Consider the following 26,697-nt stretch of genomic DNA (forward strand, 5'->3'; position numbering starts at 1 on the left):
TTGGCACCGCTTGGGGGAAGGCTGGGCACAAGGCGAGCCGCATTCTGCTTAGCCTCCGAGGATACGCCGGCAGGCGTCGACGAACACCTGGGCGCCCGTGACGATATCGTCGTCGGCCGTGTTTTCGGTCCAGTGGTGACTGATGCCGCCAATCGACGGCACGAACAGCATGCCCGCGGGCATGATTGCGGCGAGCGTCTGCGCATCGTGACCGGCGCCGCTGGGCATGCGGAGCGATCGCCCTCCGGCGAAGTCTTTGCTCGCGGCCTCGATCGCATCCTGAAAGCCGGAGTTCATCATGGCTGGAGCGCCAGTGCGAATCCGCTCCACGGTCACGGAGCAGCGACCTTGCGCGTTGACCTCGCTCGCCATCGTCCGCAACAGATCCTCCAGCCTTGCAATCACGGCCGGATCGTCGTCGCGGATCTGGAACAGCATCTCGGCGGTACCCGGAATGATGCTCGGCGCACCAGGATCCAGTGTGATGCGGCCGGTGGTCCAGACCGTGCGCGGGCCGCATGCGCCGGGGAAACGCTCATCGATCGCTACACAGAATTTCGCCAGCGCCAGCCCCGCATCTTTCCGCGCGGCCATGCGCGTGGTGCCGGCATGATTCTGCTCGCCGAGAAAGTTGATCTGGTACTGCCAGATGCCGACAATGGAGGTCACGACCCCGATCGCAAGATGGCCGCTTTCGAGCGTATCGCCCTGCTCGATATGCGCCTCCAGATATCCGACGTGCCGTCCGGGCTCGGCGGTGACGCGGGCCCGCCCGGCGAGCCCCATGTCGGCGAGCGCATCGCGCATGGTCCGTCCGTCGGTGCGGTCGCGCGCGGCGTCGATGTCGGCCTCGGTCAGCTGTCCGACATAGGAGCGCGAGCCGAGAAAGTGTCCGAAATGTCCTTCCTCATCGCACCACGCCGCGACCTCGACCGCGCCTTTGAGCGAAGGATCGGCATTGAGCACACGCGCGGCCTCCAGCGCATAGACGACGCCGAGCGGGCCATCGAGCCAGCCGGCGTAGTTCTGACTTTCCAGGTGCGATCCGGCCAGCAGGTTCGGCCCGTGCTTCGTGCTGGTGCCGAAGACGTTGCCGATCCCGTCGATCGCAGCGGTGAGGCCAGCTTCGGGCAGCTTCCGCACCAGCCACTCCAGCGACTGCCTGTGCGGCTCGGAGAAGGTCGGCTTGTGCACGCCGGTCTTATAGGCGCCGATCGCGCGTAGCGCATGGAGATCGGCGTGAACGCGTGCGCCATCGGCACGTGACCGTGTGTCAGGCATGTTCGGCAACCTTCAACGCCTCGGTGCGGATCTCCTCGACCAGCCGCTCCTTGAGCTGGACGAATTCGGGCGTGGTCTTGATCTTGTAGGAGCGCGGATGCGGCAGGTCCACCGCGATCTCGGCCTTGATGCGGCCGGGCCGCGCGCTCATCACGACGACGCGGCTGCCGAGGAAGATCGCTTCCTCGATGTCGTGGGTCACGAACAGAACGGTCTTCTGGTCGCGCTCCCAGATCCCGAGCAGCATTTCCTGCATCAAGGCGCGGGTCTGGTTATCCAGCGCGCCGAAGGGCTCGTCGAGCAGCAGGATCTTTGGATCATTGGCAAGTGCCCGCGCAATCGCCGTGCGCTGTTGCATGCCGCCGGACAGTTGCTTGGGCCAGTGATTTTCGAACCCGGACAGTCCAACTTGGCGGATGAAGGCGTCGGCGATTTTGTACCGCTCGGCCTGCGGCACGCCGCGCTCGCGCAGGCCAAAGGCGATGTTCTCGCGCACGGTCAGCCAGGGAAACAGCGTGTAGGACTGGAACACCATGCCGCGATCGGCGCCCGGGCCGGTCACCTCGCGGCCGTCGAGCGTGACACGCCCGCCGGTCGGACGGTCGAGTCCCGCGACGATGCGAAGAAGCGTGGACTTGCCGCAGCCGGAGGGGCCGAGAATGGTGACGAAGTCGTTGTTCCCGATGGTGAGGTCGGTCGGCTCCAGCGCCCTGGTCGGCGCGTTGCCGTGCCGTGCCGGGAAGGTCCGCGAGACCTGCTCTATCTTCAGCGTCGTCATGCGAGCTTCCAGGGAAACAGCCAGGCGTTGAATGCCTTGAACAGGAAATCGGAGACGAGGCCGATCAATCCGATCACGATGATGCCGAAGATGATCTGGCCGGTGTTGAGCAGCGCCTGGCTGTCGGTGATCATGTGGCCGATGCCGGAGGACGAGCCGATTAGCTCGGCGACGATGACATAGGTCCATGCCCAGCCCAGCACCAGCCGCAGGATTTCCGCGATCTCGGGCGCGGACGAGGGCAGCAGCACGCGGCGGATGATGCCGCGGTCGCGGGCGCCGAGCGTATAGGCCGCCTCCACCAGATCGCGCCGGGTGGCGCCGACGGTCACCGCGATCATCAGGATGATTTGGAAAACCGAGCCGATGAAGATGACCAGCAGCTTCTGCAATTCGCCGATGCCAGCCCACAGGATCAAGAGCGGGATGAAGGCTGAGGCGGGCAGGTAGCGTGCGAAGGAGACGAACGGTTCGAGAAAGGCTTCAACCGGCTTGTAGGCGCCCATCAGCACGCCGAGCGGCACCGCGATGATCGCGGCCAGCACGAAACCGCCGAGGACACGCCAGATCGTCATGCCGATGTCGAACAGGAAGCCGTGCTTGCTGAGGAGCTCGACGCCTTCCTGCACCATGGTCAGCGGGTTGGCGAGGAAGGTTTTCGACACATGGCCGCCGAAGGTCGCCCACGACCAGAGAGCGACGAACAGCACGAAGAACGCGAGGCCGTAAGCCGCGCGTTGCTTCGATGTCACGGGATCCAGGGGACGCATCAAACCATTATCCGGGCGGTGTTCGATGAGAGCGCCGGCCCGCCTTGGGCACGGGACCGGCGGCTCGCAGCGGTTTACTTGATGAAGCTGGCGTCGAAGAGGTCTTCGACCTTCGGCGCGGCCTTGATGATGCCGATCTCGAGCAGGAGCTCGGCGGCCTCCTTGTTGAAGGTCAGGAAGTCGCCCGCAAAGAACTTCTGGTTCGCCGCCTTGTCCTGCCAACGCAGATATTTGGCCGAGTTGCCGAACTGCTCGCCGGACTGCTTCACGTCGGCGCCCATGATCTCGTAGGCCTTGGCCTGATCCTTGGCGATCATCTCGAGCGCCTCGAAATAGCTGTTGGCCAGCGCCTGCGCCGCCTTCGGGTTCTCGCTCAGGAACTTCGGCGTGCAGCCGAAGGTGTCCATGACCATCGGGTAGTCGAGCGTGGTCGCGATGATCTTGCCCTTGTCGGGCGCGGCGCGCACGGTCGACAGATACGGCTCATAGGTCATGGCAGCATCGTTCTGACCGGAGACGAAGGCCTGCGCGGCTGCGGCCGGCTCAAGGTTCACCACCGTGACGTCCTTCACCGTGAGGCCGTTCTTCTTGAGCATCCAGGCCAGCGCGAAATAGGGCGAGGTGCCCGGCGCGGAAGCTGCGACCGTCTTGCCCTTTAGCTCCTTGATCGCTGTGACGTCATTGCGCACGGCCATACCGTCGGCGCCGTAGCTCTTGTCGAGCTGGAAGATCTGCTTGGTGGCAACGCCGTTCGCATTCCAGGAGATCCAGGTCTCGACCGTCGTCGCCGCGCATTGAACATCGCCGGAGGCGATGGCGAGGTGGCGGTCTTTCTGCGGGATCTTCTTGATCGTCACGTCGAGGCCGTTCTTCTTGAAGATGCCGGCCTCCTTCGCCAGCGTCAGCGGCGCGAAGCCGGTCCATCCAGAAATACCGATTCCGACCTTGACGTCGTCGGCGAGCACCGGAGTGGCGGCCGTAAGGGCAATGATTGTCGCAAATACTTTACGCATGATGGTCGTCCTCTTGTCGATCGATGGATTGACGTCCTGTTGATCTCTTGGTTTCGATCCGAATTGCATGGATCGTTGCCCGAAGCGTTGCACGAATTGTGCCGACATTGTTCTCTCAGCCTCCCTTGAATCGGGCGACAAGGCGGTGAGAGTCACCGGGATAAAGCAGCCGCACCGCCGTGATCGTGCGCGGGCCGCGCCATGTATAGCGGTCGATCACGAGGCAGGGCGCGCCGATGGCGATGTCGAGGACTTCCGCCGCGCGATCGTCCGCGACAACAGCGCTGATCGTGTGCTCGGCCTCCGTCCATGGGACATGATGCAGCAGCCAGGAGCCGGGCGGCTCGCGCACAAAGTCCGCGGTGGCCGCTTCCGGCACGGACGACAGATCGATCAGCCTGTCCTCGACGGCGAACGGCACATCGTCGGCGCTGTGCCGGCAGGCGATTGCGATCACCTTGCCGGCTTTCTTCACGCCGAGACGTTCGCGGTCCGAAGCGGTCGCCGCGCGCAGCTTGCGATGAATCAGCTCGTAACCATAGCTGCGGCCGAGCGCGGTGATTTCGGCGCGGATATCGGCGATCTTGAGTACGGCAGACTGATGCTGCGGCCGGCGCACGAAAGAGCCGGCGCGCCGGCGCCGCTCGATCAGATCGGCCTGCGCGAGCTCCGACAATGCCTTGTTCACCGTCATGCGCGAGCAGCCATAGCGCGCGACCAGTTCGTGTTCGAACGGAATGCGGTGGCCCGGCGGCCATTCACCGGTCAGGATCCGCTTTTCGATGTCGGCCCGGATGCGCTTGTAGAGCGTCGGCTTGTCGGCGGCGTCAGTGGCAAGGCTCATGCGACGAGCCTCCGCACCGATGCGTTGAAGCGTTCGCGCGCGGATTGGCGCAATCTGTGTCGGCCGCCTTCGACGACCTTGGTACCGCCGGCCCAGACGCAATCGATCGCACCGCTGCCTGCCGCGAAAATCCAGCCATCGATGACAGCGTCGCGCGAACGCCCCGCCAGCGACGGATGTGCGGTATCCAGCGTGACGATGTCGGCGCGCGCGCCCGGCGCAAGGCCGACCGTCTCCTGCGCCAGCGCCCGGGCACCGCCCGCGAGTGCATGATCGAACAGCGCGCGTCCAGTCGATACGCCGGGACCGCCCGAGAGCACGTTGCGCTCGCGATGCTTCAAGCGCTGGCCGTATTCGAGCTGGCGCAACTCGTCGGCGACGCCGACGAGGACGTTGGAATCGGTGCCGACGCCGAACGCGCCGCCGGCGTCGAGGAATTCGCGCGCGGGAAAGATCCCGTCGCCGAGGCTCGCCTCGGTGATCGGGCAGAGGCCGGCGACCGCACCGGTCCGAGCGAACGCGCTGACTTCCTCACTCGTCGTGTGGGTCGCGTGGATGAGGCACCAGCGTTGGTCGACGGGCGCGTGCTCCAGCAACCACTGCACCGGACGGCGGTCAGACCATGCCAGGCAATCCTCTACTTCCTTGACCTGTTCGGCCGCATGAATATGCACCGGGCCGCCATCCGCCAGCGGTATGATTGCCGTAAGTTCCTCCGGCGTCACCGCGCGTAAACTGTGCGGCGCGATGCCGATATTGGCACCCGGCAGTTTCGCAATGGCCTTGCGCGACGCTGCCATCAGTGCGGCGAACCGATCGACCGAGCAAATGAAGCGGCGCTGGCCGGCATGTGGCGCTGCGCCGCCGAAGGAGCCATGCGCATAAAAACTGGGCAGCAACGTAAGGCCGATGCCGGACGCCTCAGAAGCCTGCGCGATGCGTGCGGCCATCTCGGCGAGATCGGCGTAGGGCGAGCCGTCGCGATCGTGATGCAGGTAGTGGAATTCGCCAACGCGGCTAAAACCCTGCTCGAGCATCTCGACATAGAGCAATGTTGCAACGGCGGCCACGTCGTCTGGCGTCATCTCCAGTGCAAACCGATACATCGTCTCGCGCCAGGTCCAGAACGTATCGGTCGAGCTACCGCGCAGTTCGGCCAATCCCGCCATGCCGCGCTGAAAGGCGTGGCTGTGCAAGCTCGCCAGTCCCGGAAGCGCGATGTGGTGGCGCTCGTCGCCGGCGGCCGGCGCCGCGCCCGGCGTCACTGCGGCGATCGCGCCGGCAGTGACGACCACCCGCACGTCATTGGCCCAGCCCGCAGGCAGGAGCGCGGAGGCGAAATGCAGTCGGGTCATGATTACAAGCCGGCTGGACAGAACCGCAACACGATTATATGTCTAGACATATAAGTCAAGCATCCCACGGCTTGTGGATATTCGCATGGCAGAGCGCTTCGACCGCATCTGGCACAATGCCCGGCTCGCCACGCTGCGGGCCGACCGCCCCGATCTCGGCGAGATCGAGCACGGCTTGATCGCCGCACGTGGCGGCCATATCGTCTATGCGGGCGCAGAGGCGGACTTCCCTGCGGATGCAGACGCGATCAAGCGGACCGACTGCGAAGGACGCTGGATCACGCCCGGCCTTGTCGACTGCCACACCCACCTTGTCTATGGCGGCGACCGCGCGCATGAGTTCGAGCTGCGCCTGAAGGGCGCAAGCTACGAGGAGATCGCACGCGCCGGCGGCGGCATCGTCTCGACGGTGGCTGCGACCCGCAAGGCCAGCGAAGCCGACCTCGTCGCAAGCGCGTTGCCACGGCTCGATGCGCTGATCGGCGAGGGCGTGACCACCATCGAAATCAAGTCCGGCTATGGCCTCGATACCGAGACGGAGTTGCGGCAACTCGCGGCCGCCCGCAGCCTCGGTCGCCAACGGCCGGTTGCGATCCGGACATCCTTCCTCGGCGCACATGCGCTGCCACCGGAGGCCGAAGGCGACAAGGACCGCTACATCGATCTCGTCTGCAAGGAGATGCTGCCCGCCGTGGCGAAGGCTGGCCTTGCCGATGCTGTTGATGCCTTCATGGAAGGCATCGCTTTCTCCGGTAAGCAGACGGCGCGGGTGTTCGAGACCGCGAGGGCGCTGGGGCTGCCGGTCAAGCTGCACGCCGACCAATTGTCGAACCTAGGTGGCGCAGCGCTCGCCGCAAAATTCTCGGCGCTCTCTGCCGATCATCTCGAGCATACTGACGAGCCCGGCGCGGCCGCGATGGCAAAAGCCGGCACGGTGGCCGTGCTGCTGCCCGGCGCCTTCTATTTCATCCGCGAAACACAGAAGCCGTCGGTCGAGACGTTCCGCAAGCACGGCGTCAACATGGCGCTTGCGACCGACTGCAATCCCGGCAGCTCGCCGCTGACCTCGTTGCTGCTCGTGATGAACATGGGCGCGACGCTGTTCCGCATGACGGTCGCCGAATGCATCGCCGGCGTGACGCGTGAAGGCGCCCGCGCGCTCGGCCTGCTCCATGAAACGGGCACGCTCGAAGCCGGCAAATGGTGCGATCTCGCGATCTGGGACATCGAGCGTCCCGCCGAGCTCGTCTATCGCATCGGTTTCAATCCGCTGCATCGTCGGGTGTGGAGGGGACAGTGACGGACGCCGGCACGCCGATCATCGTCAAACCGGGTGCGGTCAACCTCGACGAGCTCGCGCGCGTGCTGACCGGGGCTCCCATCGTTCTTGATCCGGCGTTCTGGCCGCGCGTCGAGGCGGCCGCTGCGATCGTCACGAAAGCCGCGCGCGCCGACGCGCCGGTCTACGGCATCAATACCGGCTTTGGTAAGCTCGCCTCAAAGCGCATTCCGCCCGACCAAACCGCGCTGCTTCAGCGCAACCTCATCGTCTCGCATTGCTGTGGCGTCGGGCCGGCGACACCCGAGCCGATCGTGCGGCTGATGATGGCGCTGAAGATCGTCTCGCTCGGACGTGGCGCCTCCGGCGTGCGGCGCGAGGTGATCGAGCAGTTGCAGCGAATGCTGGCGCAGCGCGTCTATCCGCTGGTGCCGCAGCAGGGTTCGGTCGGTGCCTCCGGCGATCTTGCGCCACTCGCGCACATGACCGCCGTCATGATCGGTGAGGGGCAGGCGCTCGTCGACGGCAAGGTCGTATCCGGCAGCGAGGCACTCGCCATCGCCGGCCTGACGCCGCTGACGCTCGGCCCCAAGGAGGGGCTCGCGCTGATCAACGGCACGCAATTCTCAACCGCCTACGCCATCTCCGGCGTGCTCCGCGCGTTTCGTCTCGCTTGCGCCGCGCTTGTGACCGGCGCGCTGTCGGTCGATGCGGCGATGGCATCCACGGCGCCATTCCGCTCGGAAATCCAGGCGTTGCGCGGCCATGCCGGGCAGATCGCCGCGGCAGCAACATTGATGGCATTGCTCGACGGCAGCGACATCAGGCAGTCGCATCTCGAAGGCGACGAACGCGTGCAGGATCCCTATTGTCTGCGCTGCCAGCCGCAGGTCACAGGCGCCGCGCTCGACCTGATCACGCAGACGGCGCGAACCCTGATCGTCGAGGCCAATGCCGTCACCGATAATCCGCTGGTCCTCGTTGAGACTGGCGAGATCGTCTCGGGCGGCAATTTTCACGCCGAACCGGTGGCGTTTGCCGCGGACGCAATCGCGCTGGCGCTGTCGGAGATCGGCGCAATCAGCGAGCGGCGCATCGCGACGCTGGTCGATCCGGCGCTAAATTTCGGGTTGCCGCCGTTCCTGACGCCCGACCCCGGCATCAATTCCGGCTTCATGATCGCCGAGGTCACGGCGGCCGCGCTTTATGCCGAGAACAAGCAGCGCGCGGCTGCCTGCTCGATCGATTCGACGCCAACCAGCGCCAATCAGGAAGACCACGTCTCAATGGCTGCGCATGCCACCCGTCGTCTCTCCGACATGGCCGACAATCTTGCCGCCATCCTCGGCATCGAGCTTTTGGTCGCCGCGCAAGGCATCACGCTGCGCGCGCCGCACGCGACCAGCGCGCCGCTCGTCGCCGTCATCGCCACTTTGCGCGAACAAGTGCCCGCGCTCGGCGCCGATCGCTACATGGCGGACGATCTCGCCAGAGCGGCCGCGCTTGTGGAAGCCGGCGCCCTGCCAGCGGCTGCGATCGCGGCGCTTCCGACCGACCCGTTTCCGAGACTTATCTGAATAAGACTTGCTTGAAGAGGCTTTCATGAACCGCCGACTGGACAATGACCGCACCATCCGCGCCCCGCGGGGCAGCGACATCAGCGCCAAGAGCTGGCTGACGGAAGCGCCGCTCCGCATGCTCATGAACAATCTCGATCCCGAAGTCGCCGAGCGCCCGAGCGAGCTCGTGGTCTATGGCGGCATCGGCCGCGCTGCGCGTGACTGGGAGAGTTTTGACCGGATCGTGGCGTCGCTGCGCAAGCTCGAAGGCGACCAGACGCTGCTGGTCCAGTCCGGCAAGCCGGTCGGCGTGTTTCGTACCCACGCGGACGCCCCGCGCGTGCTGATCGCGAACTCGAACCTGGTGCCGCACTGGGCGACGCTCGATCATTTCAACGAGCTCGATCGCAAGGGCCTGATGATGTACGGCCAGATGACCGCTGGCTCCTGGATCTATATCGGCAGCCAGGGCATCGTGCAGGGCACCTACGAGACCTTCGTCGAGGTCGGCCGCCGCCATTATCGCGGCAGCCTTGCCGGCAAATGGATCCTCACCGCCGGTCTCGGCGGAATGGGCGGTGCACAGCCGCTGGCCGCGACTATGGCTGGCGCCTCGATGCTCGCGGTCGAATGCCAGCCGAGCCGCATCGAGATGCGGCTGCGCACCGGCTATCTCGACCGCCAGGCCGCGACGCTCGACGAAGCGCTGGCGATGATGGTGGAAGCCGCGAAGACGCAAAAACCGGTGTCGGTCGGCCTGCTCGGGAATGCGGCCGAGATCTTCCCGGAACTGGTGCGTCGCGGCGTTAAGCCCGACATCGTCACCGATCAGACCAGCGCGCATGATCCGATCAACGGCTATTTGCCGAAAGGATGGACGCTCGCCGAGTGGGAGGCCAAGCGCACTTCCGATCCGAAAGCGGTCGAGCGCGCGTCGAAGACGTCCATGGTCGATCACGTCAAGGCGATGCTGGATTTCCACGCGCTGGGAATCCCGACGCTCGACTACGGCAACAACATCCGCCAGATGGCGAAGGATATGGGCCTGAAGAATGCCTTCGATTTCCCGGGGTTCGTGCCGGCCTATATCCGTCCGCTGTTCTGCCGCGGTGTCGGTCCGTTCCGCTGGGCCGCGCTGTCGGGCGATCCCGAGGACATCTTCAAGACCGACGCCAAGGTCAAGGAGCTGATGCCCGATGACAAGCATCTGCACAACTGGCTCGACATGGCCAAGGCCCGTATCAAGTTCCAGGGCCTGCCGGCGCGGATCTGCTGGGTCGGCCTTGGTGATCGTCACCGGCTCGGCCTCGCCTTCAACGAGATGGTGGCGCGCGGTGAGTTGAAGGCACCGGTCGTGATTGGCCGCGATCATCTCGACAGCGGCTCGGTGGCGAGTCCGAACCGCGAGACCGAAGCGATGCGCGACGGTTCGGATGCAGTGTCCGATTGGCCCTTGCTCAACGCGCTGCTCAATTGCGCCAGCGGCGCGACCTGGGTCTCGCTGCACCACGGCGGCGGCGTCGGCATCGGCTATTCGCAGCATGCCGGCATGGTCATCGTCGCCGACGGCACGCCGGATGCGGCGCGTCGAATCGAGCGCGTGCTCTGGAACGATCCCGCCAGCGGCGTCATGCGGCACGCAGATGCTGGCTACGACACCGCGATCGAGTGCGCCCGCGCCAGCGGACTCGATCTGCCGAGCCTGGCGAAGTAGCTGCGGCCTTCCTTCCGCCTCTGCAGGCCTTGCGAGCACCGCTTCACGTCGGATTTTTTTGCGTCGCGCGGAATAACTGCGCCCGCTGCGACGCAGACCTCTCACCGTCCGATCGTTACGCCGGCGGTCGTGCGCAGGGCGTCCTTGAGGCTCGTGGCGTTCTTGTCATCGAGGACCTGTCGCGTGAGTACGCTGGTCTGCCCGGGCGTGTTGAGGATCGGCTCGCCGCGCGACGACAGCCGATCGGCCTTATAGGGCGCAGCGGGATCTGTGGCGGGCGCGGTTGCTGGCACATGGCGCGGGTGTTTGCCCGAAGCGGCAAAGGTGGCTTGCGAGAAGCAGAGGACGGCGATCACGGCAAATCGCAGCGACTTTACGGCCATGCGATCTCCTCCCTTGTCGGGACATCACCCTAGCACAGACGCGGGTCCACCGCACCGGAAAGGCTCAGGCGAGAGCGGCCTGTCGCTCCCGCACGGGTTCGCGGGCCCGCTCTGGGTTCCCCGGTTCGGCGAGCCGGGTAAAGCTGCGCTGGCTCGATTGCGCGGGCGCCTCGACGATGACGCCCTCGCAGACGATCTGTCCGCCGAGCATCTTGAATTCCATCTTGTCGTAGCGCGGCATCGTCTCGCCGGCGGCGGGCGGTAGCAGCTCGACGCGCCCCTGGATGTTCAGCGTCGCATCGCCAGTGCCGTGGAGCCGTGGATTCCACATTCTGCTTCCGGTCTCCGCCCAGCGTCGCCGGATCAGCCCGGCACGATCGATCGGTTCCGCGACTTTTGCTCGAGCCATCGATGCGCTGGTCTCCGGCGAGAGAGACATAACAGCCGGAGCCGGATCGATGCTGGTAGGCTCGATAGTGGCGATTGCAGCGACGTGAGGGTCGTTTGCAGGGATCAGCTCGATCCCTAGCGCGATACCCGAAGATGGATCGCTCTTGGTGCTGACCCCAGGGGCATCAGCTGCAGAGGCTTCGGCGTCGACCAAGGCGACACACGAGTCGTCTACGACGCTCGGGGCGACATTTGCGAGAACGGTGGGAGAGGGATCGGCGTCGATGACGACGTCAGGACCATCGATCGGAGCGCTCTCGACGTCGGCAGATGAAACTGAGAGCCCGTCTGCGACGATAGGCTCGACGCCCGCGGAGAGCTCAGGCGAAGTATCGCTGCCAATGACGAGATCGGAGCCTTTGATCGGTTCACTTTCGACGTCAGACGAGCCCGAAGGCTCCTCCACCGCGATCGGATCACCTTCTGTGGGCGCCGCTCGAGATGAATCGTCGCTGACGTTAATATCGGACGGGACTGCCGACGGGCTCTCCGCGATGACAGCAATAGCCGCGTCATTCTCCGTGATTGGAGCCGTGACCGCGCTGTGTGCGTCGTTGTGCCAAGGATCGGCGTTGGTGTCGAGAGCCGGAGCAGATTCGGCGATATCGATGATGGCAGAAGGTTCGTCCGCAGCGATTGGCGCGACATCGATGCTGCCGCTGTGCGGCAGAGGCCGAAGCCGGTTGAACGCCCATTTCACCGCGGGAATGCGGCGCAGCAACGATATCAGTCTCGATAGCACTGGGAGTTGTCCAAGAGGTCCTCGGCGTGAGGCAATCGCTGATTCGCCAGCAGTGCAAAAAACTGCCCCGGCTGTCACACCGATGTCAATGTAGGTGGGACCAATTGCAGAACATCCATCACGTCGCAAAGTGCATTGCACCGAACTTCGGGGTTCCCGTATCATCCTCCGGTGAGTAACCTGGATCGCTCGACATCTAAGGACGACGCATGAGAAGAATTGCCGCCATCGGAGCGGTCCTGTTCTGGTCGACACTTGCGCTGGCGCAGGATCGCACGATCACCGTGGCCTCGACGACGTCGACGGAGCAGTCGGGCCTGTTCGGCTATCTGCTGCCCCTGTTCTCGAAAGCCGAGGGCATCAATGTGAAGGTCGTTGCCGTCGGCACCGGTCAGGCGCTCGACATCGGGAGGCGCGGCGATGCCGACGTGGTGTTTGTTCATGATAGGGCTGCCGAAGACAAGTTTATGTCCGAAGGGCAGGGCGTGAAGCGCTTCGACGTCATGTACAACGACTTCGTCATCGTCGGGCCGAAGAGCGATCCCGCGCAGATCGCCGGTGGCAAGGACGTGACCGAAGCGCTGCGCAGGATAGCGGCGGCGAAGGCCGCGTTCGTCTCGCGGGGTGACAAGTCGGGCACGCATGCGGCCGAGCTGAGGTTGTGGCAGGAGGCGGGCGTCGACCTCGGTGCGGGCAAGGATGGTTGGTATCGCGAGATCGGCCAGGGCATGGGGCCGGCACTGAACATGGCCTCGTCGTCGAACGCCTACGTTCTGTCGGACCGCGGCACCTGGCTGTCGTTCAAGAACCGCGGCGAGCTTGCGATCCTGACCGAGGGCGACAAGCGGCTCTTCAACCAGTACGGCGTCATGCTGGTGAATCCGGCAAAGCACCCGAACGTGAAGGCGCAGGCCGGGCAGGCCTTCATCGACTGGCTGATCTCGCCCAAGGGACAGGACGCGATCGCCGGCTACAAGGTCGGCGGCGAACAGCTATTTTTCCCCAACGCGTCCCACTAGCAGGAAGGCGATGGTTGACACTGCCACGCTGAGCGCGAGCAGGATCAGTCCAAGCCCGAGCGCCAGGGGCAGGTCGCCCTTGCTGGTCTCCAGCGCGATCGCGGTCGTCATCGTGCGGGTGAAACCGCGAATGTTGCCGCCGACCACGATGATGGCGCCAACCTCCGCGATCGCGCGCCCGAAGGCGGCGAGGAACGCAGTCAGCAGCGACGTCCGGCCGAGCGCGAATAGCAGGCCGATGCTGTGCAGGACCGACAGCCCGTCGATCCGCGCCAGATCGCCATACTCGGACCACAGCAGGCTCGCCGGCCTGTGCACCAGCGCCACCACGATGGGCGCGGCGAGCAGTGTCTGCGCGATCACCATGGCGGTCGGCGTGAACAGCAGACCCCCTGCCCCGAGCGGGCCGGACCGCGACAGCAGCAGATAGAGGCCAAGCCCCACCACGACCGGCGGAAGGCCGAGCAGCGCATTGGTCAGGACGATGATGACCTGCCGCCCCCGGAAACGGGCGATCGCAAGAAAAGCGCCGAAGGGTGCACCGATCAATAGCGCGAGGATGCTGGCGGTCAGGCTGACGCGCAACGACAATGCGACGATGCCGATGAGCTCCGGGTCGGCCGAGCCGATGAGCGAGAAGGCGGCGGTGATGGAGCGCGCGAAGTCGTTCATCCGCGCGCGAACTTCGCTGTGCGGCCGGGCGCCTCCGGATCGTCGAGGTCGGAGCTGCGGAGGCGCTTCACGGACTGGTCCTTAGGTGTCATTGTTGGAGCAAAGCGGCGGCCGGTCAGTAATATGGTCGATACCCTTGGTTCGCGCCAAGGGCTTTCGATTGCTGGGCTTATGGAGGATCCTTTCCAGAGCTTGGCAAAGTGGGCGTTGAGCCAACGTATCGCAGGATCAGGAAGACCATCAGGATCGCCGCCTATGAGTCAGCCAATCCGAACAGGGTCCAAGAATCGGACAGCAGAATACGACTGATCGGCCAGGTGGCGCCAGCAAATCTCCTCGAGGCGAGCGCGTCTATAACGTCCGCTCCGGCCAGCGGGGCATTATTCCCGCGATGGATGCTTTAGGGAGGGCGCAGGATCGGGTCGCAACCGGTCGCCAGCGGTGCTAGACCCTGATGCAGGACCAAAGGGGTCGGGCCTGTTGCGCCCGCAGATGAGAAGGATGTGAAGCAATGATCAATACCGTTGGCATCATCGGGGCAGGGACCATGGGGAACGGCATCGCGCAGATCTGCGCCGCGGCCGGTCTTTCGGTCGTCATGGTCGATATTTCCGATGCGGCGGTGGGACGCGGTATCGCCACCGTCGGCGGCAGCCTCGAGCGGCTGGTCAAGAAGGAGAAGATGTCGGCGGCGGATCGCGAGGCGACGCTCAATCGGATCACCGGCACCACCGATCGCGCCAAGCTCGCCGATTGCGACCTGGTGATCGAGGCCGCGACGGAGAACGAAGAGCTCAAGGTCAAGATCCTGAAAGACCTCTGCGCGACACTGTCGCCGCGCACGCTGCTCGCGACCAACACTTCGTCGATCTCGATCACGAAGCTCGCCGCGGCGACCGATCGTCCTGACCGTTTCATCGGCATGCACTTCTTCAACCCGGTGCCGGTGATGGCGCTGCTGGAGCTCATCCGCGGCTTGCAGACCTCCGACGACACCCACGCCAAGGCGCTCGATTTTGCCAAGCGTGTCGGCAAGGTGGCGATCACGGCGAAGAACAGCCCGGGCTTCGCCGTCAACCGCATCCTTTGCCCGATGATCAACGAGGCTATTTTTGCGCTTCAGGAAGGAATCGCGACCGCGGAAGAGATCGACGCGGGCATGAAGCTTGGATGCAACCATCCGATCGGGCCACTGGCGCTCGCCGATCTGGTCGGGCTCGACACCATGCTTTCGGTGATGGAGGTCTTTTATAAAGGCTTCAACGACCCTAAATATCGCCCGGCGCCGCTGCTGAAAGAGATGGTCGATGCCGGCCATCTCGGTCGCAAGACCGGGCAGGGTTTTTATACCTACGCCGCCTGATCATGGTGCGAGCGGCGGGCGTTCAGGAGCATGATTCGGAAAAGTGTGTAGCGGTTTTCCGACAAGATCATGCTCAAGAAATAGCGCCCGCCGCCAGAACCGGCAATTTGCGCTGCGACAAAGACGACGCACGCGATTGACCCGACAATGTCGCACGGCTGGCTGTGGGAACAACGGAACGGATAGCAAAGGACCATGTCGGATCGACTAGAGGCCGAGCGGGAAGCTGCGGCCGAGCGGCGCAACCTGCTGGTTCAGGACGCGATCGAACGCACCGGGATCACCGAAGAGATGATCGGGGAACTCGTGACTCGGTTCTACGGCCGCGTCCGCGAGGACACGTTGCTGGGGCCGGTATTTGCGAAGGTGCAGGATTGGGACGAGCACCTCACCAAGCTCAGGGGGTTCTGGTCGTCGGTCGTGCTGATGACCGGTCGCTATCATGGTTCGCCGATGCGCGCGCATCTTCCGCTCACCCTGATAGGGGATCATTTCGACCGCTGGCTCGACCTGTTCGAGCAGACCGCGCGCGAGGCTTGCCCGCCGGCGGCAGCCGCGTTGTTCATCGACAGGGCACGGCGTATAGCCGACAGTTTTGAAATGGCGTCGGCGACCGTTGCCGGGCGCATCGCTTCACCACGCCACGTGCTCCGCTCCTAGAATACAGAATGCCTGCCTGAGAAACGCGCAGCCGCATTGATGCGCTGACTATCGCGCTGCGCGTTGGGCGCATTGCACCAATACCAAGAGCATTCATCTGATCTGCAAAATCATCATGCTGGTCGCGTGGTGTGACGTTGCAACTCAAAATATGCGCGTGAATGCGCACGTTTGCATTCAATCAGCACGAGCAAAGCTATATTGATGCACTGCGGCGAAAAATCTCCGCCTTTTTTTCGGCAGAGTTCCAGCGCCTCTTGCAGACATGGCGAATGCATCATTGAACACAACCGCTTCATCCTCCGACAACACAGCGGAATCCGAAGCTGACGCCTGCACGGAGCAAACGCGGCGGGCGCTCCTGATTGGTGCGCTCGTCACCACAACGTGCCTCGCCTGTTCTACGCAGGTGCGCGCGGGCGACGATCCGCCGGGTTCCGATGACCGGCCGCAAAAAGGTGACCTGCTCGTCTTCTCCGAAGGCGATCAGGAAGGAAAGGTCATCACCTCATCCGATCTGCCCGCGGGCGGTCCGCCGGTCCATGCCTGGCCGAAGGACCCCAAGACATCGGTGGTGCGCAGCGCCTCGCGGCTCAACGAAATCCTGATCATCCGGCTTGATCCCGCCGAGCTCGACGAGCAGACGCGTGCGCGCGCCGTCGACGGCATCATCGCCTATTCGGCGATCTGTTCCCATGCCGGTTGTCCCGTCACCGCCTGGGTCAAAAGCGATGTCGGCGACAAGGAGGTGTTCAAATGCATGTGCCACAACTCCGAATACGATCCCCGCGCGGGCGCGCAGGTCGTGTTCGGGCCGGCACCGCGGCGGCTCGCGGCGCTGCCGCTGACGCTCACTGAGGGCTCGCTCAGCGTCGCCGGGAACTTCGTCGGAAAGGTAGGTGGCGCGCAGCCAGGATGATGGACGGTGCGGGGTCCGCCCGCGTCACGAGAAGCCGCATCCGCCAACGGGCGGACGGGACGAACAACAAGAATTCGACACAAGAATTCAATCGGATGAAAAAGGGGAAACGTCCATGACGAGCAAGCAATGGTTACTGTCCGGCTTCGTCGCCTTCACCTGCCTCGCCTCGACCGCCGCCGTGTCAGGGCCGATCGAGAATTACGCACCGGTCACCGCGCAGCGCCTGGAAAAGCCGGAGCCCAGCAACTGGATGCTCTATCGGCGCACCTATGACGGGCAGGGCTACAGCCCGCTTGACCAGATCAACACCTCGAACGTGAAGAACCTGACGCCGGTCTGGACCTTTGCCACCGGCGTGGTCGAAGGCCACGAGGCGCCGCCGATCGTCAACAATGGCGTGATGTTCGTGGCAACCCCGATGGGGCAGGTGATTGCGCTGAACGCGAAGACCGGCGACGAATACTGGCGCTACAAGCGGCAGCTTCCCGATGATCTGTTCCAGTTGCATCCGACCAGCCGCGGCGTCGGCCTGTGGGAGGACAAGCTCTACCTCGCCACTACGGATGATCATGTCGTGGCGCTCGACGCCAAGACCGGCAAGGTGGTGTGGGACACCAAGGTGCAGGACTACAGGAAGGGGCAGTACATGACCCTGATGCCCTTGATCGTCGACGGCAAGGTCATCGTCGGTGGCTCCGGCGGCGAGTTCGGCGTGCGCGGCTATGTCGCCGCCTATGATGCCAAGGACGGCAAGGAGTTGTGGCGGACCTTCACCATCCCCGGCGAAGGCGAGCCCGGTCACGACACCTGGCAGGGCGAGGACTGGAAGAACGGCGGCGGCTCGGCCTGGATGACCGGCAATTACGACAAGGAGACCAAGACGATCTATTGGGGCGTCGGCAACGCCGCGCCATGGCCCGGCGAGACTCATCCCGGCGACAATCTCTACACTTCATCGGTGCTCGCGCTCGATCCCAACACCGGCAAGATCAAGACCCATCACCAATACCACCAGAACGATTCCTGGGACTGGGACGAGGTCGATGCGCCGATGCTGATCGACCTGCACCGCGACGGTCGCAACATCAAGAGCCTCGTCCATCCGGGCCGCGACGCGATCTTCTGGATACTCGAGCGCACGCCGACCAAGATCAACTACGTCGCCGGCTGGCCGTTCGTCTCCACCGATGTCTGGAAAGGCATCGATGCCGAGACCGGCAAGCCGATCCTCGATCCCGCGCACAAGCCGGTGATCGGCAAGCGCGTCGAGTTCTGCCCGTCGCTGTGGGGCGGCAAGGACTGGCCGTCGGCGGCCTACAGCCAGAAGACCGGCCTCGTCTACGTGCCCGCCAACGAGAATTTCTGCGGCGGCTTCACCGGCGAGAAGATTGCACTCAAGCCGGGCGAACTCTGGCTCGGCACCAAGCCGGAGGACATCGGCTTGAAGACAAAGCCGGGCGCCGATCATTTCGGTGAGCTCCAGGCCTGGGATCCCGTCACGGGCAAGAAGGTGTGGCAGCACAACTTCCCGAAATCGCAGCTGTTCGGATCGGTCACGGCGACCGCAGGCGATCTCATTTTCGCCGGTGGTACCAACGACCGCGACTTCCGCGCCTTCAACGCCAAGACCGGCGAGCAATTGTGGGAGCAGAAGACCAACTCCGGCATCGTGGGCATGCCGGTGTCCTATGAGGTCGACGGGACGCAATACGTCGCGATCCAGTCAGGCTGGGGGGTGGACGCGCAGCGCATCCAGGATGCGCTCGTGACCAACAATATCGGCATCGAAGCCAATGTGCCGCAGGGCGGCGTCATCTGGGTGTTCGCGCTGAAGAAGTAAGCTCCGCGGGCGGATCGAAGAAGCGGAGCGGCGCGGGGGAGAGCGAATGCGGCGGACGAAACGTCCGCCGCATTTTGCATGCGCCTTGCTGTCTTCCCTTCTCCCCCGTGGTCGGGGCCGTGGTGTTGCTCTGGGCGAACGCGCCGGCGGTCGGCAAAAGAAAGGCGCCCGACAGCAGCGAGACTGCGAGCGCCTTTGAGGTGTTGGCCATCGATCTGCTGCTGTCAGATCAATGGAAACGGCACGAGGCCGTGTTGTGTTCCGCTCTACGCCTCCAATTGCTTGCCGATCGGAAGCGAACGGATACGCTTGCCCGTCGCCGCGAAGATCGCATTGATCAGAGCCGGTGCGAACGGCGGCACGCCGGGCTCGCCGACGCCGCTCGGCGGCGTATCAGGTCCGGGCGGCACGATGTAGACGTTGGTCACCAGCGGCGACTCGTCCATCCTGATGACCTGGAAGTCATCAAAATTCTTCTGCTGGACCTTGCCGTCCTTAAAGGTGATCTCGCCATATTTGGCGAGGCTCAGCCCCATGATCGCCGCGCCCTCGATCTGCGAGGCGATGCGCTCGGGGTTGACATAGGTGCCGCAATCGATGGCGGTGTCGACCCGCGGCACCGTCAGCTTGCCTTTGTCGTCGATGGCCACCTCCACGATGGTCGCGATATAGCTGACGAAGCTGCGGTGCACGGCGATGCCAAGGCCGTGGCCCTTCGGCACCTGCCGCCCCCATTCGCCCTTCTCGGCGACCAGCTCGACCACCTTGCGCAGCCGCGCGGTGTCGATCGGATAGCTGTCTAAGGGCTCACCGTAGTTCCAGAGGTCTTTCACCGCAGGCTTGACGATGCGGGGGCTGCCGATCAGCGCGAGCAGCGTCTCCTTCTGGTCGCGGCCGGTCGCCTGCGCGACCTCCCCGACCATTGACTGCACCGCGAAGGCGCGCGGGATGTTCGAGACCGAGCGGAACCAGCCGATGCGTGTATGCGCGGCGGCTTCCGGATTCTCGCAGCTAATGTTGGCGATCTCGAACGGCATGTCGACGAGACCCATGCCGATCTCGAACGGGGCCTGATGCACGGTTCCGGCAGCGAAGGTCGAGGCGATGCTCGGTGCCACGCTGCGGTGGCGCCAGGCGATCACCTTGCCGTCCTTGTCGAGGCCGGCCTCGATCCGCTCGACCGAGACGGTGTGCAGGAAGCCGTTATGGAGGTCGTCTTCCCGCGTCCATTGCACCTTCACGGGCGCCCCGAGCTCCTTCGACAGCAGTGCCGCCTCGAGCGCGAAGTCGCATTTCGACTTGCGGCCGAATCCGCCGCCGAGCAGCGTGACGTTGACCGTCACGTTCTGCTCGGGGATGCCGAGCGTCTTGGCAACGTCTTCGCGAGTGCCGCCGGGGCTCTGCACCGGCGCCCATATCTCGGCCTTGTCGCCCTTGACGTCGGCCACCGCGACCGGCGGCTCCATGCTGACATGGGCGAGATGGGGAACGTAGTACTCGCCGACGATCACCTTGTCGGCGCCCTTCAGGGCGGCGTCCGCATCGCCCTCCTTGCGCAGCACGAGGCCGGGCTTGCGCGAGGCCTCCTCGAGTTCCTTGCGGTAGGCTACGGAATCGTATTTGCCGTTCGGACCGTCGTCCCAAACCAGCTTCAGGGCGTCGCGTCCCTTGATCGCCGCGCCGGTGTTGCGCGCGATCACGGCGACGCCGCCGAGCGGCTGGAATTTCGACGGCCACGGCCAGCCGCGCACCTCCATCACTTTCTCGACGCCGGAGATCTTCATCGCCTCAGCCGGATCGAATGACACGAGCTTGCCGCCGGTCACCGGCGGACGCGCGATCACGGCGTATTTCATGCCGGGCAGGCGCACATCGGCGCCGTAACGCGCCTTGCCGGTGGTGATGTCGTGGAGATCGACGATGCCGACCTGGCCCTTGGTCAGATAGCGGAAGTCCTTGGGGTCCTTCAGCTTGAGGCCTTCGATGCTCGGCACCGATTCCTTGGCGGCGTCCGCAGCGAGCTCGCCGAAGCCGAGCTTGCGTCCGCTGGCGCTGTGGACGACCTCGTGATTGATGGCCTTGACCTCGGTCGCCGGCACGCCCCAGCGCTTGGCTGCGGCCTGCTCCAGCATGGTACGGGCGGAGGCGCCGATCTGGCGCATCGGGATCAAATAGTGCCGCGTGCTGCGCGAGCCGTCGGTGTCCTGGTTGCCGAATTTGACCTCGTCGCCATGGGCCTGCTGCACCTTCACCCTGGACCAATCGGCCTCCATTTCCTCGGCCACGATCAGAGGCAGGCTGGTGCGCACGCCGGTGCCCATCTCTGCGCGGTGGGCGAGGATGGTGACGATGCCGTCAGGCGCGACCGAAACGAAGACGCGGGGGTCGACCACCACGCCATGCGGCATTTTGCCAGCGCCGGTTTCATAAGCAAAAGCCTGGCGCGACATCACAGGTGCGGCGAGCACGAAGCCGCCGGTGATGCCGAGCCCCTTCAGGATGCTGCGGCGCGAGACCTTCTCGACCTTTATGTGTTTTTCGAAGCCACGGAGCTTGCCGGGATTGTCGATGAAATTCATGTCACACCCCCGTCGATGCGAGATGGACCGCGTTCTCGATGCGCTGATAGCAGCCGCAGCGGCAGATGTTGCCAGACATCGCCTCGCGAATCTGCTCATGCGACGGCTTGGGATTGTCCATCAGCAGCGCGGCGGCCTGCATGATCTGGCCGGCTTGACAGAAGCCGCATTGAGGAACGTTGACCTGGCGCCAAGCTTTTTGGACCGGGTGATCCCCGTTCGGGTGTAGCCCCTCGATCGTCGTGACCTCGCGCCCGGCGACGTCGCTGATCGACGTGATGCAGGCGCGCACGGCCTCCTTGTCGACGATGACTGTGCAAGCGCCGCAAAGGGCCTGGCCACAGCCGAATTTGGTGCCGGTCAGCCCGGCCTCATCGCGCAGGAACCAGAGTAGCGGGAGATCCGGGTCGCCGTCCCAGCTCTGCTCCTGGCCGTTGATCTTCACCTTGATCATGATCGTCCCTCGCTCTTCATAAGCATGTCGCTTCAAGTTTCGCCGACGCCGGCCGGCGCCATGGTCCGTGCGCCACGTTGTCCCGTATTTCGCCACTCGTCCCGCGCGGGCAGGTCCCGGCGGAAGGCGTGGATGCGGATCGCAATGTCTGGATGTGCTCGATACCTTCCGTCTTCTTCTTAATTGATTCAACTTCGCGGCATCGTGATGCTCGCGATCGTATCAGGAATCGGGGCAGGCCGGCGTTCACAGCCGGGTGTCCTCGACGTGAACAGATTGCAGTCTTGATTTGTCAAAAGCAGGGCGCGGCGGGACGTCGCGTACTATGTGCGACCGCGAATGCAGCCCCGACGAAAAAAGCTTCGTCCGCCAGGCAGACTGTGCGGACGAAGCAGGATGCCTCAGTCGAGGGAGGGAGAAACGCAGCGGCGCTCGCTTCAAGGAGGAAGTTGGCGGCACTGCGCAGTCATTCAGAGACCAGGACTGAGGGAGCCGATGATTCTCGCAAGCACGTCAAGGGCGAGAAGAGGCGTCGTCGTCGCGATCATCCGGAAACCGCGCCCATCCGGCTCGCTGGCGGTGGTCGTGACCAGCGAGCGGACGGGGCGTGGCGAACATCAGGCGGCCTTTGGTCAGGCGGCCTTGATGCTCAAGCGGCTTTGGCTTTCGCGCTGTGGGTGGCGATCGCGTCCATCAGCGCGGGCGACAGACAGTCGTAGGGCTCTAGTCCAAGCTCCTTCAGCCGCGAACGGATGCCCGCCATCTCCTCCGGCTTCACGCCCGATTCGATCACCGACGAAACGAAGGCGGCGAATTGCGGCGCCTGCGAGCCCTGCTCCTGGAACAGCTCGGGGTGGATGAAGTCGAGCCCGTAGAACGCATGGTTCTTGTTCTCGATGCGGCCGTACATGTGCGTGCCGCAGGCCTTGCAGGCGTGACGCTGGATCACCGCGGACGGATCGACGATCTGGAGCTTGTCGCCGTTTTCGAGCACGGTGACGTTCTGACGCGGCACCACGGCGATCACCGCGAACGTCGCGCCTTGCGGCTTCCAGCACTTGGTGCAGCCGCAGGCGTGGTTGTGGGCGACGTCGCCCTTCACGCCGACCTTGACCGGATGGTCGCTGCATTTGCAGACCAGCGTGCCGCCGGCAAAGTGGCCGCTGCCCTGTTTGATGCCGTTATCGATCGAGGGGTGGAGTGCAACAGTCATGGGTCGATCCTCCTTGGGTGTGACGCTTCTGAGCTAGAACACGACGACTGAACGGATGGATTTGCCCTCATGCATCAGATCGAAGCCCTTGTTGATGTCTTCGAGCTTGAGCGTGTGGGTGATCATCGGATCGATCTGGATCTTTCCGTTCATATACCAGTCGACGATCTTCGGTACGTCGGTGCGACCGCGCGCGCCGCCGAAGGCAGTGCCACGCCAATTGCGTCCGGTGACGAGCTGGAATGGACGCGTTGCGATCTCCTTGCCGGCTTCGGCGACACCGATGATGATGGAGGTGCCCCAGCCGCGATGGCAGGCTTCCAGCGCCTGGCGCATCACGGTGGTGTTGCCGGTGCAGTCGAACGTGTAGTCGGCGCCGCCATCGGTCAGGTTGACCAGATGCGGGACGATGTCGCCGGTGATCTTCTTGGGGTTGACGAAGTCGGTCATGCCGAACCTGCGGCCCCATTCCTCCTTGGAGTCATTGACGTCGACGCCGATGATCTTGTCGGCGCCGGCCATCTTGGCACCCTGGATGACGTTGAGGCCTATGCCGCCGAGGCCGAACACCACGACGTTGGAGCCCGGCGTGACCTTGGCGGTATTGACGACGGCGCCGACGCCCGTGGTGACGCCGCAGCCGATGTAGCAGCTCTTGTCGAAGGGAGCGTCCTCGCGGATCTTCGCCACCGCGATCTCCGGCAGCACCGTGAAGTTCGAGAACGTCGAGCAGCCCATATAGTGGTAGATCGGCTTGCCCTTGTGGGAGAAGCGGCTGGTGCCGTCGGGCATCACGCCTTTGCCTTGCGTCGCGCGGATCGCGGTGCAGAGATTGGTCTTCTGGCTGAGGCAGCTTTTGCACTGCCGGCATTCGGGTGTGTAGAGCGGGATGACGTGATCGCCCGGCTTCACCGAGGTCACGCCAGGGCCGATCTCGCGGATGATTCCGGCGCCCTCATGGCCCAGGATCGACGGGAAAATTCCTTCGCTGTCGAAGCCGTCGAGCGTGTAGGCGTCGGTATGGCAGATGCCCGTCGCCTTGATCTCGACCAGGACTTCGCCAGCCTTCGGTCCTTCCAGATCGACCTCGACGATCTCGAGCGGCTTCTTGGCTTCGAAAGCGACGGCGGCACGTGTCTTCATCGTAAACTCCTCAAATCCTCAGGAAGACGGCGAGATGGTGTCTCGGCCGAACCTCCAGACGTTATTTCTTGCCCATGCAAGAGTCTTCGGCCTTTGTATAGGCCTCTGTCTTGTCCTCATGCTTGCCGGGGCGCGCGCGGCCCCAGGCCTCATTGGAGCGAGCGCGCAGATAGATGTAGAGATCGTCCATGTAGCAGGCCACGTTCGGATTATCGCCGAAGGCCGGCATCACGTTCTCCTGCGCGGTCGAGATATTCTTGCGACCCGAAGCGACGACACCGAGAAAGTCGCCGTAACTCATCGTCTTCAGCGAATCCTTCAACGCCGGGGCATAGGTCGAGCCCATTCCATCCGGGCCGTGGCAGACATGGCAGTCCGAGTGGTAGCGGCGGTATCCGGAGTACGTAAACCAGTCCACATTGCCGTCGGCCGTAATCTTGTAGGTCGGAATTCCTTCCTTATCGAGCCATTTGCCATCGTCTTCCTTCTTGACGGCAGTCGGGTCACCCGAGCCGTCGTCCGCGACAGCAACGCCTCCGGACGCAACCAGGACCATCGCAGCAATGATAGAGCAGATTTTACGCAAGAGAATTTTCCTCGGGGCGTTTGTTGGAGACGAGCCGGCGCGTGGATTTGATCCACGCGCCGGAGCGATAAGGTGTCGAGGCTAGTTCGCCGGCAGCGAGAACACGGTCAGCGTACCGCCGAGCGCCGTGTAGTTGCTGAGGGCCGCGTAGCCGCCGACTGCGCCGAGACCGGCGGTCGGATCGGTCAGGCCTGCCGCCAGGCCGATGCCGGCCCAGCCGCCCACGCCGGAGAGCACTGCGACGTACTGCTTGCCGCCGTTCTCATAGGTGGTGACGTTGCCGATGATGCCGGAGGGAGTCTTGAACTTGTAGAGCTCCTTGCCGGTCTTGGCATCGACCGCCTTCAGGTAGCCTTCCAGCGTGCCGTAGAACACCACGCCGCCGGCGGTTGCGAGCGCACCCGACCAGACCGAGAACTGCTCCTTGTTCGACCAGACGATCTTGCCGGTCTTGCCGTCCCAGGCGATGAAGTTGCCCATGTGGCTTTCACCCTGCGGCGGATACATCGAGAGCGTCGCACCCACATAGGGCTGGCCCGCAGTGTAGCTCACCTTGAACGGTTCGTAGTCCATGCAGACGTGGTTGGTCGGAACGTAGAACAGCTGCGTGTCCGGCGAGTAGGCTGCCGGCTGCTCGTCCTTGGTGCCGAGCGCGGCCGGGCAGATGCCCTTGACGTTGTGGTCTTCGCCGGCCTTGTCGGTCGAAGCTGCGTCGAGCACCTTCGGACGGCCGTAAGTCGGCGAGTTCTTGTCCATGTCGACGCCGGAGGTCCAGTTCACCTTCGGATCGTACTTCTCGGCGACGAGCAATTCGCCGTTGGTGCGATCGAGCGTGTAGCCGAGGCCGTTACGATCGAAATGTGTCAGCAGCTTGCGCGGCTGGCCGTTGATCTGCTGGTCCGAGAGGATCATTTCGTTGACGCCGTCGTAGTCCCATTCGTCATGGGGCGTCATCTGATAGACCCACTTGGCGACGCCGGTATCCGGATTACGCGCCCAGATCGTCATCGACCATTTGTTGTCGCCGGGACGCTGCTTCGGGTTCCAGGTCGAGGGGTTGCCCGACCCGTAGTAGACGAGATTGAGTTCGGGATCGTAGGAAATCCAGCCCCATGTCGCGCCGCCGCCGATCTTCCATTGATCGCCTTGCCAGGTCTTGAGGCTGGAGTCCTTGCCGATGGGCTTGCCGAGCGCGGTGGTCTTGTCGTCGACCAGGAGCTGGTTATCCGGCCCTTCCGAATACCCGCGCCAGACCTCCTTGCCGGTCTTGATGTCGTAGGCGGTCATATGGGCCTGAACGCCGAACTCGCCGCCGGAGATGCCGACCAGCACCTTGTCCTTGATGACCATCGGTGCCGACGTGCCAGTCTCGCCCTTGCTGGGATCGCCGTTCTTCGCGGACCATGCAACCTGACCGGTCTTGGCGTCGAGCGCGACGAGAGTGGTGTCGGCCTGATGCAGGAAGATCTTTCCGTCGCCGTACGACAGGCCGCGGTTGACGGTATCGCAGCACATCACCGGGATGACGTTCGGGTCCTGCTTCGGCTCGTACCGCCAGACGATCTTGTTCTCCTGCGAAAGGTCAAGAGCATAGACCTTGTTCGGGAACGGCGTATGGACGTACATGATGTTGCCGATGATCAGCGGGCCGCCTTCGTGGCCGCGCAGCACGCCGGTCGAGAAGGTCCAGGCGACCTGGAGCTTGCCGACATTTTGTGCGTTGATCTGGTTCAGCTTGGAATAGCGGGTATTGGCATAGTCGCCCGTCGGCATAACCCAGTCTTTCGGGTTCTGCGACATCTTGATCAGCTCGTCATTGGCTGAAGCGCTGCCGACGGCGAGAGCCGCCGCGGAGCCAAGAAAGGTCGCGAGTAGCACCTTGCGCATAGTCATTCCTCCATTGGTCGCGTTTATTGTTTCCGAAGCATTGCTTAATCACCGGGCTTTCCGTCCGGCGTCTGCTCGTGCAGGGCGGTTACGATTGGGACCAGAAACGATGCTGTGCTGTTTCCTCCTCCTGATGAGAGCCACGGGTCCACGTGCAGGAGCGGCCCATTCTTGTTGTTCCTGATGCAATC

Annotated in this window: 23 protein-coding genes; 8 read left to right on the forward strand and 15 right to left on the reverse strand. The window is 64.0% G+C overall.

Going from position 1 to position 26,697, the window contains the following annotated elements:
* Positions 1-48: 48 nt before the first annotated feature.
* The 6 genes from FXV83_RS07385 to FXV83_RS07410 form a co-directional block, all read right to left on the reverse strand.
* A complete protein-coding gene (locus FXV83_RS07385) occupies positions 49-1,281 on the reverse strand; it encodes a Zn-dependent hydrolase (protein WP_148738533.1) in 1,233 nt (410 codons plus the stop codon).
* Positions 1,274-2,059, reverse strand: coding sequence for an ABC transporter ATP-binding protein (locus tag FXV83_RS07390; protein ID WP_187435732.1), 786 nt, complete (start codon positions 2,057-2,059; stop codon positions 1,274-1,276). Before FXV83_RS07390 ends, FXV83_RS07385 begins: the two co-directional genes overlap by 8 nt.
* Positions 2,056-2,829, reverse strand: a complete 774-nt coding sequence (locus tag FXV83_RS07395; protein ID WP_148738695.1) for an ABC transporter permease — start codon at positions 2,827-2,829, stop codon at positions 2,056-2,058. The genes FXV83_RS07390 and FXV83_RS07395 overlap by 4 nt, the downstream gene beginning before the upstream one ends.
* A gap of 74 nt (positions 2,830-2,903) precedes the next feature.
* Positions 2,904-3,842, reverse strand: a complete 939-nt coding sequence (locus FXV83_RS07400; protein ID WP_148738534.1) for an ABC transporter substrate-binding protein — start codon at positions 3,840-3,842, stop codon at positions 2,904-2,906.
* A gap of 115 nt (positions 3,843-3,957) precedes the next feature.
* Positions 3,958-4,686 carry a histidine utilization transcriptional repressor HutC gene (gene hutC, locus FXV83_RS07405; RefSeq protein ID WP_148738535.1) on the reverse strand — a complete coding sequence of 243 codons (729 nt, stop codon included), beginning with the start codon at positions 4,684-4,686 and terminating at the stop codon, positions 3,958-3,960.
* Positions 4,683-6,041 carry a formimidoylglutamate deiminase gene (locus FXV83_RS07410; RefSeq protein WP_148738536.1) on the reverse strand — a complete coding sequence of 453 codons (1,359 nt, stop codon included), beginning with the start codon at positions 6,039-6,041 and terminating at the stop codon, positions 4,683-4,685. Before FXV83_RS07410 ends, hutC begins: the two co-directional genes overlap by 4 nt.
* An 85-nt stretch (positions 6,042-6,126) precedes the next feature.
* On the opposite strand from FXV83_RS07410, the gene hutI reads away from it, so the two are divergent.
* From hutI to hutU, 3 genes are read left to right on the forward strand one after another with little or no spacing between them, the layout of a single operon-like run.
* The gene (hutI, locus tag FXV83_RS07415; protein ID WP_148738537.1) at positions 6,127-7,341 is read left to right on the forward strand and encodes an imidazolonepropionase; all 1,215 of its coding nucleotides are present in this window, start codon (positions 6,127-6,129) and stop codon (positions 7,339-7,341) included.
* Complete coding sequence (gene hutH, locus FXV83_RS07420; protein WP_148738538.1) at positions 7,338-8,897, forward strand: histidine ammonia-lyase; 1,560 nt, start codon at positions 7,338-7,340, stop codon at positions 8,895-8,897. The genes hutI and hutH overlap by 4 nt, the downstream gene beginning before the upstream one ends.
* 25 nt (positions 8,898-8,922) lie before the next feature.
* Complete coding sequence (gene hutU, locus FXV83_RS07425; RefSeq protein ID WP_148738539.1) at positions 8,923-10,593, forward strand: urocanate hydratase; 1,671 nt, start codon at positions 8,923-8,925, stop codon at positions 10,591-10,593.
* A 101-nt stretch (positions 10,594-10,694) separates the two neighbouring features.
* Here hutU and FXV83_RS07430 read toward each other — a convergent pair whose 3' ends face one another.
* Both FXV83_RS07430 and FXV83_RS07435 read right to left on the reverse strand, forming a co-directional pair.
* The gene (locus FXV83_RS07430) at positions 10,695-10,976 is read right to left on the reverse strand and encodes a TonB-dependent receptor plug domain-containing protein (protein ID WP_148738540.1); all 282 of its coding nucleotides are present in this window, start codon (positions 10,974-10,976) and stop codon (positions 10,695-10,697) included.
* 64 nt (positions 10,977-11,040) lie between these two features.
* Positions 11,041-12,147, reverse strand: coding sequence for a hypothetical protein (locus FXV83_RS07435; RefSeq protein ID WP_148738541.1), 1,107 nt, complete (start codon positions 12,145-12,147; stop codon positions 11,041-11,043).
* Positions 12,148-12,377: 230 nt separating this feature from the next.
* Between FXV83_RS07435 and FXV83_RS07440 the strand changes: the two genes are divergently transcribed.
* Positions 12,378-13,187, forward strand: coding sequence for an ABC transporter substrate-binding protein (locus FXV83_RS07440; protein WP_148738542.1), 810 nt, complete (start codon positions 12,378-12,380; stop codon positions 13,185-13,187).
* On the opposite strand, the gene FXV83_RS07445 is transcribed toward FXV83_RS07440, so the two are convergent.
* Entirely contained in the window at positions 13,161-13,859 is a 699-nt protein-coding gene (locus tag FXV83_RS07445; protein WP_148738543.1) for an ABC transporter permease, read from the reverse strand. The two genes, FXV83_RS07440 and FXV83_RS07445, sit on opposite strands and share 27 nt — an antisense overlap.
* A gap of 511 nt (positions 13,860-14,370) precedes the next feature.
* Here FXV83_RS07445 and FXV83_RS07450 point away from each other — a divergent pair.
* The 4 genes from FXV83_RS07450 (at position 14,371) to FXV83_RS07465 (ending at position 18,644) form a co-directional block, all read left to right on the forward strand.
* A complete protein-coding gene (locus FXV83_RS07450) occupies positions 14,371-15,222 on the forward strand; it encodes a 3-hydroxybutyryl-CoA dehydrogenase (protein WP_148738544.1) in 852 nt (283 codons plus the stop codon).
* 195 nt (positions 15,223-15,417) lie between these two features.
* Positions 15,418-15,882 (forward strand): group III truncated hemoglobin, encoded by a 465-nt coding sequence (locus FXV83_RS07455; protein ID WP_148738545.1) that lies wholly within the window; start codon positions 15,418-15,420, stop codon positions 15,880-15,882.
* Between the two features lie 265 nt (positions 15,883-16,147).
* A complete protein-coding gene (locus tag FXV83_RS07460; protein WP_148738546.1) occupies positions 16,148-16,801 on the forward strand; it encodes a QcrA and Rieske domain-containing protein in 654 nt (217 codons plus the stop codon).
* A gap of 115 nt (positions 16,802-16,916) precedes the next feature.
* A complete protein-coding gene (locus FXV83_RS07465) occupies positions 16,917-18,644 on the forward strand; it encodes a methanol/ethanol family PQQ-dependent dehydrogenase (protein WP_148738547.1) in 1,728 nt (575 codons plus the stop codon).
* 266 nt (positions 18,645-18,910) lie between these two features.
* On the opposite strand, the gene FXV83_RS07475 is transcribed toward FXV83_RS07465, so the two are convergent.
* The 6 genes from FXV83_RS07475 to xoxF5 all read right to left on the reverse strand — a co-directional run bounded on the left by FXV83_RS07475 (position 18,911) and on the right by xoxF5 (position 26,506).
* A complete protein-coding gene (locus tag FXV83_RS07475; protein ID WP_148738549.1) occupies positions 18,911-21,223 on the reverse strand; it encodes a xanthine dehydrogenase family protein molybdopterin-binding subunit in 2,313 nt (770 codons plus the stop codon).
* Position 21,224: 1 nt separating this feature from the next.
* Entirely contained in the window at positions 21,225-21,677 is a 453-nt protein-coding gene (locus tag FXV83_RS07480) for a (2Fe-2S)-binding protein (protein WP_148738550.1), read from the reverse strand.
* A 649-nt stretch (positions 21,678-22,326) separates the two neighbouring features.
* On the reverse strand, positions 22,327-22,890 hold the full coding sequence (gfa, locus tag FXV83_RS07490) for an S-(hydroxymethyl)glutathione synthase (protein WP_148738552.1): 564 nt from the start codon (positions 22,888-22,890) through the stop codon (positions 22,327-22,329).
* Between the two features lie 33 nt (positions 22,891-22,923).
* Complete coding sequence (locus FXV83_RS07495) at positions 22,924-24,033, reverse strand: S-(hydroxymethyl)glutathione dehydrogenase/class III alcohol dehydrogenase (RefSeq protein WP_148738553.1); 1,110 nt, start codon at positions 24,031-24,033, stop codon at positions 22,924-22,926.
* Positions 24,034-24,094: 61 nt separating this feature from the next.
* Positions 24,095-24,589 (reverse strand): c-type cytochrome, methanol metabolism-related, encoded by a 495-nt coding sequence (locus FXV83_RS07500; RefSeq protein WP_148738697.1) that lies wholly within the window; start codon positions 24,587-24,589, stop codon positions 24,095-24,097.
* A 111-nt stretch (positions 24,590-24,700) separates the two neighbouring features.
* On the reverse strand, positions 24,701-26,506 hold the full coding sequence (gene xoxF5 / locus FXV83_RS07505; RefSeq protein ID WP_148738554.1) for a lanthanide-dependent methanol dehydrogenase XoxF5: 1,806 nt from the start codon (positions 26,504-26,506) through the stop codon (positions 24,701-24,703).
* Positions 26,507-26,697: the final 191 nt, after the last annotated feature.

It is taken from the genome of Bradyrhizobium hipponense (genome assembly GCF_008123965.1).
Classification (GTDB): Bacteria; Pseudomonadota; Alphaproteobacteria; order Rhizobiales; family Xanthobacteraceae; genus Bradyrhizobium; species Bradyrhizobium hipponense.

Bases quoted from the DNA above. Each gene is read 5' to 3' on its own strand.
- FXV83_RS07385 (WP_148738533.1), bottom strand. From the start codon at position 1,281: ATGCCTGACACACGGTCACGTGCCGATGGCGCACGCGTTCACGCCGAT.
- FXV83_RS07390 (WP_187435732.1), bottom strand. From the start codon at position 2,059: ATGACGACGCTGAAGATAGAGCAGGTCTCGCGGACCTTCCCGGCACGG.
- FXV83_RS07395 (WP_148738695.1), bottom strand. From the start codon at position 2,829: ATGCGTCCCCTGGATCCCGTGACATCGAAGCAACGCGCGGCTTACGGC.
- FXV83_RS07400 (WP_148738534.1), bottom strand. From the start codon at position 3,842: ATGCGTAAAGTATTTGCGACAATCATTGCCCTTACGGCCGCCACTCCG.
- hutC (WP_148738535.1), bottom strand. From the start codon at position 4,686: ATGAGCCTTGCCACTGACGCCGCCGACAAGCCGACGCTCTACAAGCGC.
- FXV83_RS07410 (WP_148738536.1), bottom strand. From the start codon at position 6,041: ATGACCCGACTGCATTTCGCCTCCGCGCTCCTGCCTGCGGGCTGGGCC.
- hutI (WP_148738537.1), top strand. From the start codon at position 6,127: ATGGCAGAGCGCTTCGACCGCATCTGGCACAATGCCCGGCTCGCCACG.
- hutU (WP_148738539.1), top strand. From the start codon at position 8,923: ATGAACCGCCGACTGGACAATGACCGCACCATCCGCGCCCCGCGGGGC.
- FXV83_RS07430 (WP_148738540.1), bottom strand. From the start codon at position 10,976: ATGGCCGTAAAGTCGCTGCGATTTGCCGTGATCGCCGTCCTCTGCTTC.
- FXV83_RS07440 (WP_148738542.1), top strand. From the start codon at position 12,378: ATGAGAAGAATTGCCGCCATCGGAGCGGTCCTGTTCTGGTCGACACTT.
- FXV83_RS07445 (WP_148738543.1), bottom strand. From the start codon at position 13,859: ATGAACGACTTCGCGCGCTCCATCACCGCCGCCTTCTCGCTCATCGGC.
- FXV83_RS07450 (WP_148738544.1), top strand. From the start codon at position 14,371: ATGATCAATACCGTTGGCATCATCGGGGCAGGGACCATGGGGAACGGC.
- FXV83_RS07455 (WP_148738545.1), top strand. From the start codon at position 15,418: ATGTCGGATCGACTAGAGGCCGAGCGGGAAGCTGCGGCCGAGCGGCGC.
- FXV83_RS07460 (WP_148738546.1), top strand. From the start codon at position 16,148: ATGGCGAATGCATCATTGAACACAACCGCTTCATCCTCCGACAACACA.
- FXV83_RS07465 (WP_148738547.1), top strand. From the start codon at position 16,917: ATGACGAGCAAGCAATGGTTACTGTCCGGCTTCGTCGCCTTCACCTGC.
- FXV83_RS07475 (WP_148738549.1), bottom strand. From the start codon at position 21,223: ATGAATTTCATCGACAATCCCGGCAAGCTCCGTGGCTTCGAAAAACAC.
- FXV83_RS07480 (WP_148738550.1), bottom strand. From the start codon at position 21,677: ATGATCAAGGTGAAGATCAACGGCCAGGAGCAGAGCTGGGACGGCGAC.
- gfa (WP_148738552.1), bottom strand. From the start codon at position 22,890: ATGACTGTTGCACTCCACCCCTCGATCGATAACGGCATCAAACAGGGC.
- FXV83_RS07495 (WP_148738553.1), bottom strand. From the start codon at position 24,033: ATGAAGACACGTGCCGCCGTCGCTTTCGAAGCCAAGAAGCCGCTCGAG.
- FXV83_RS07500 (WP_148738697.1), bottom strand. From the start codon at position 24,589: ATGGTCCTGGTTGCGTCCGGAGGCGTTGCTGTCGCGGACGACGGCTCG.
- xoxF5 (WP_148738554.1), bottom strand. From the start codon at position 26,506: ATGCGCAAGGTGCTACTCGCGACCTTTCTTGGCTCCGCGGCGGCTCTC.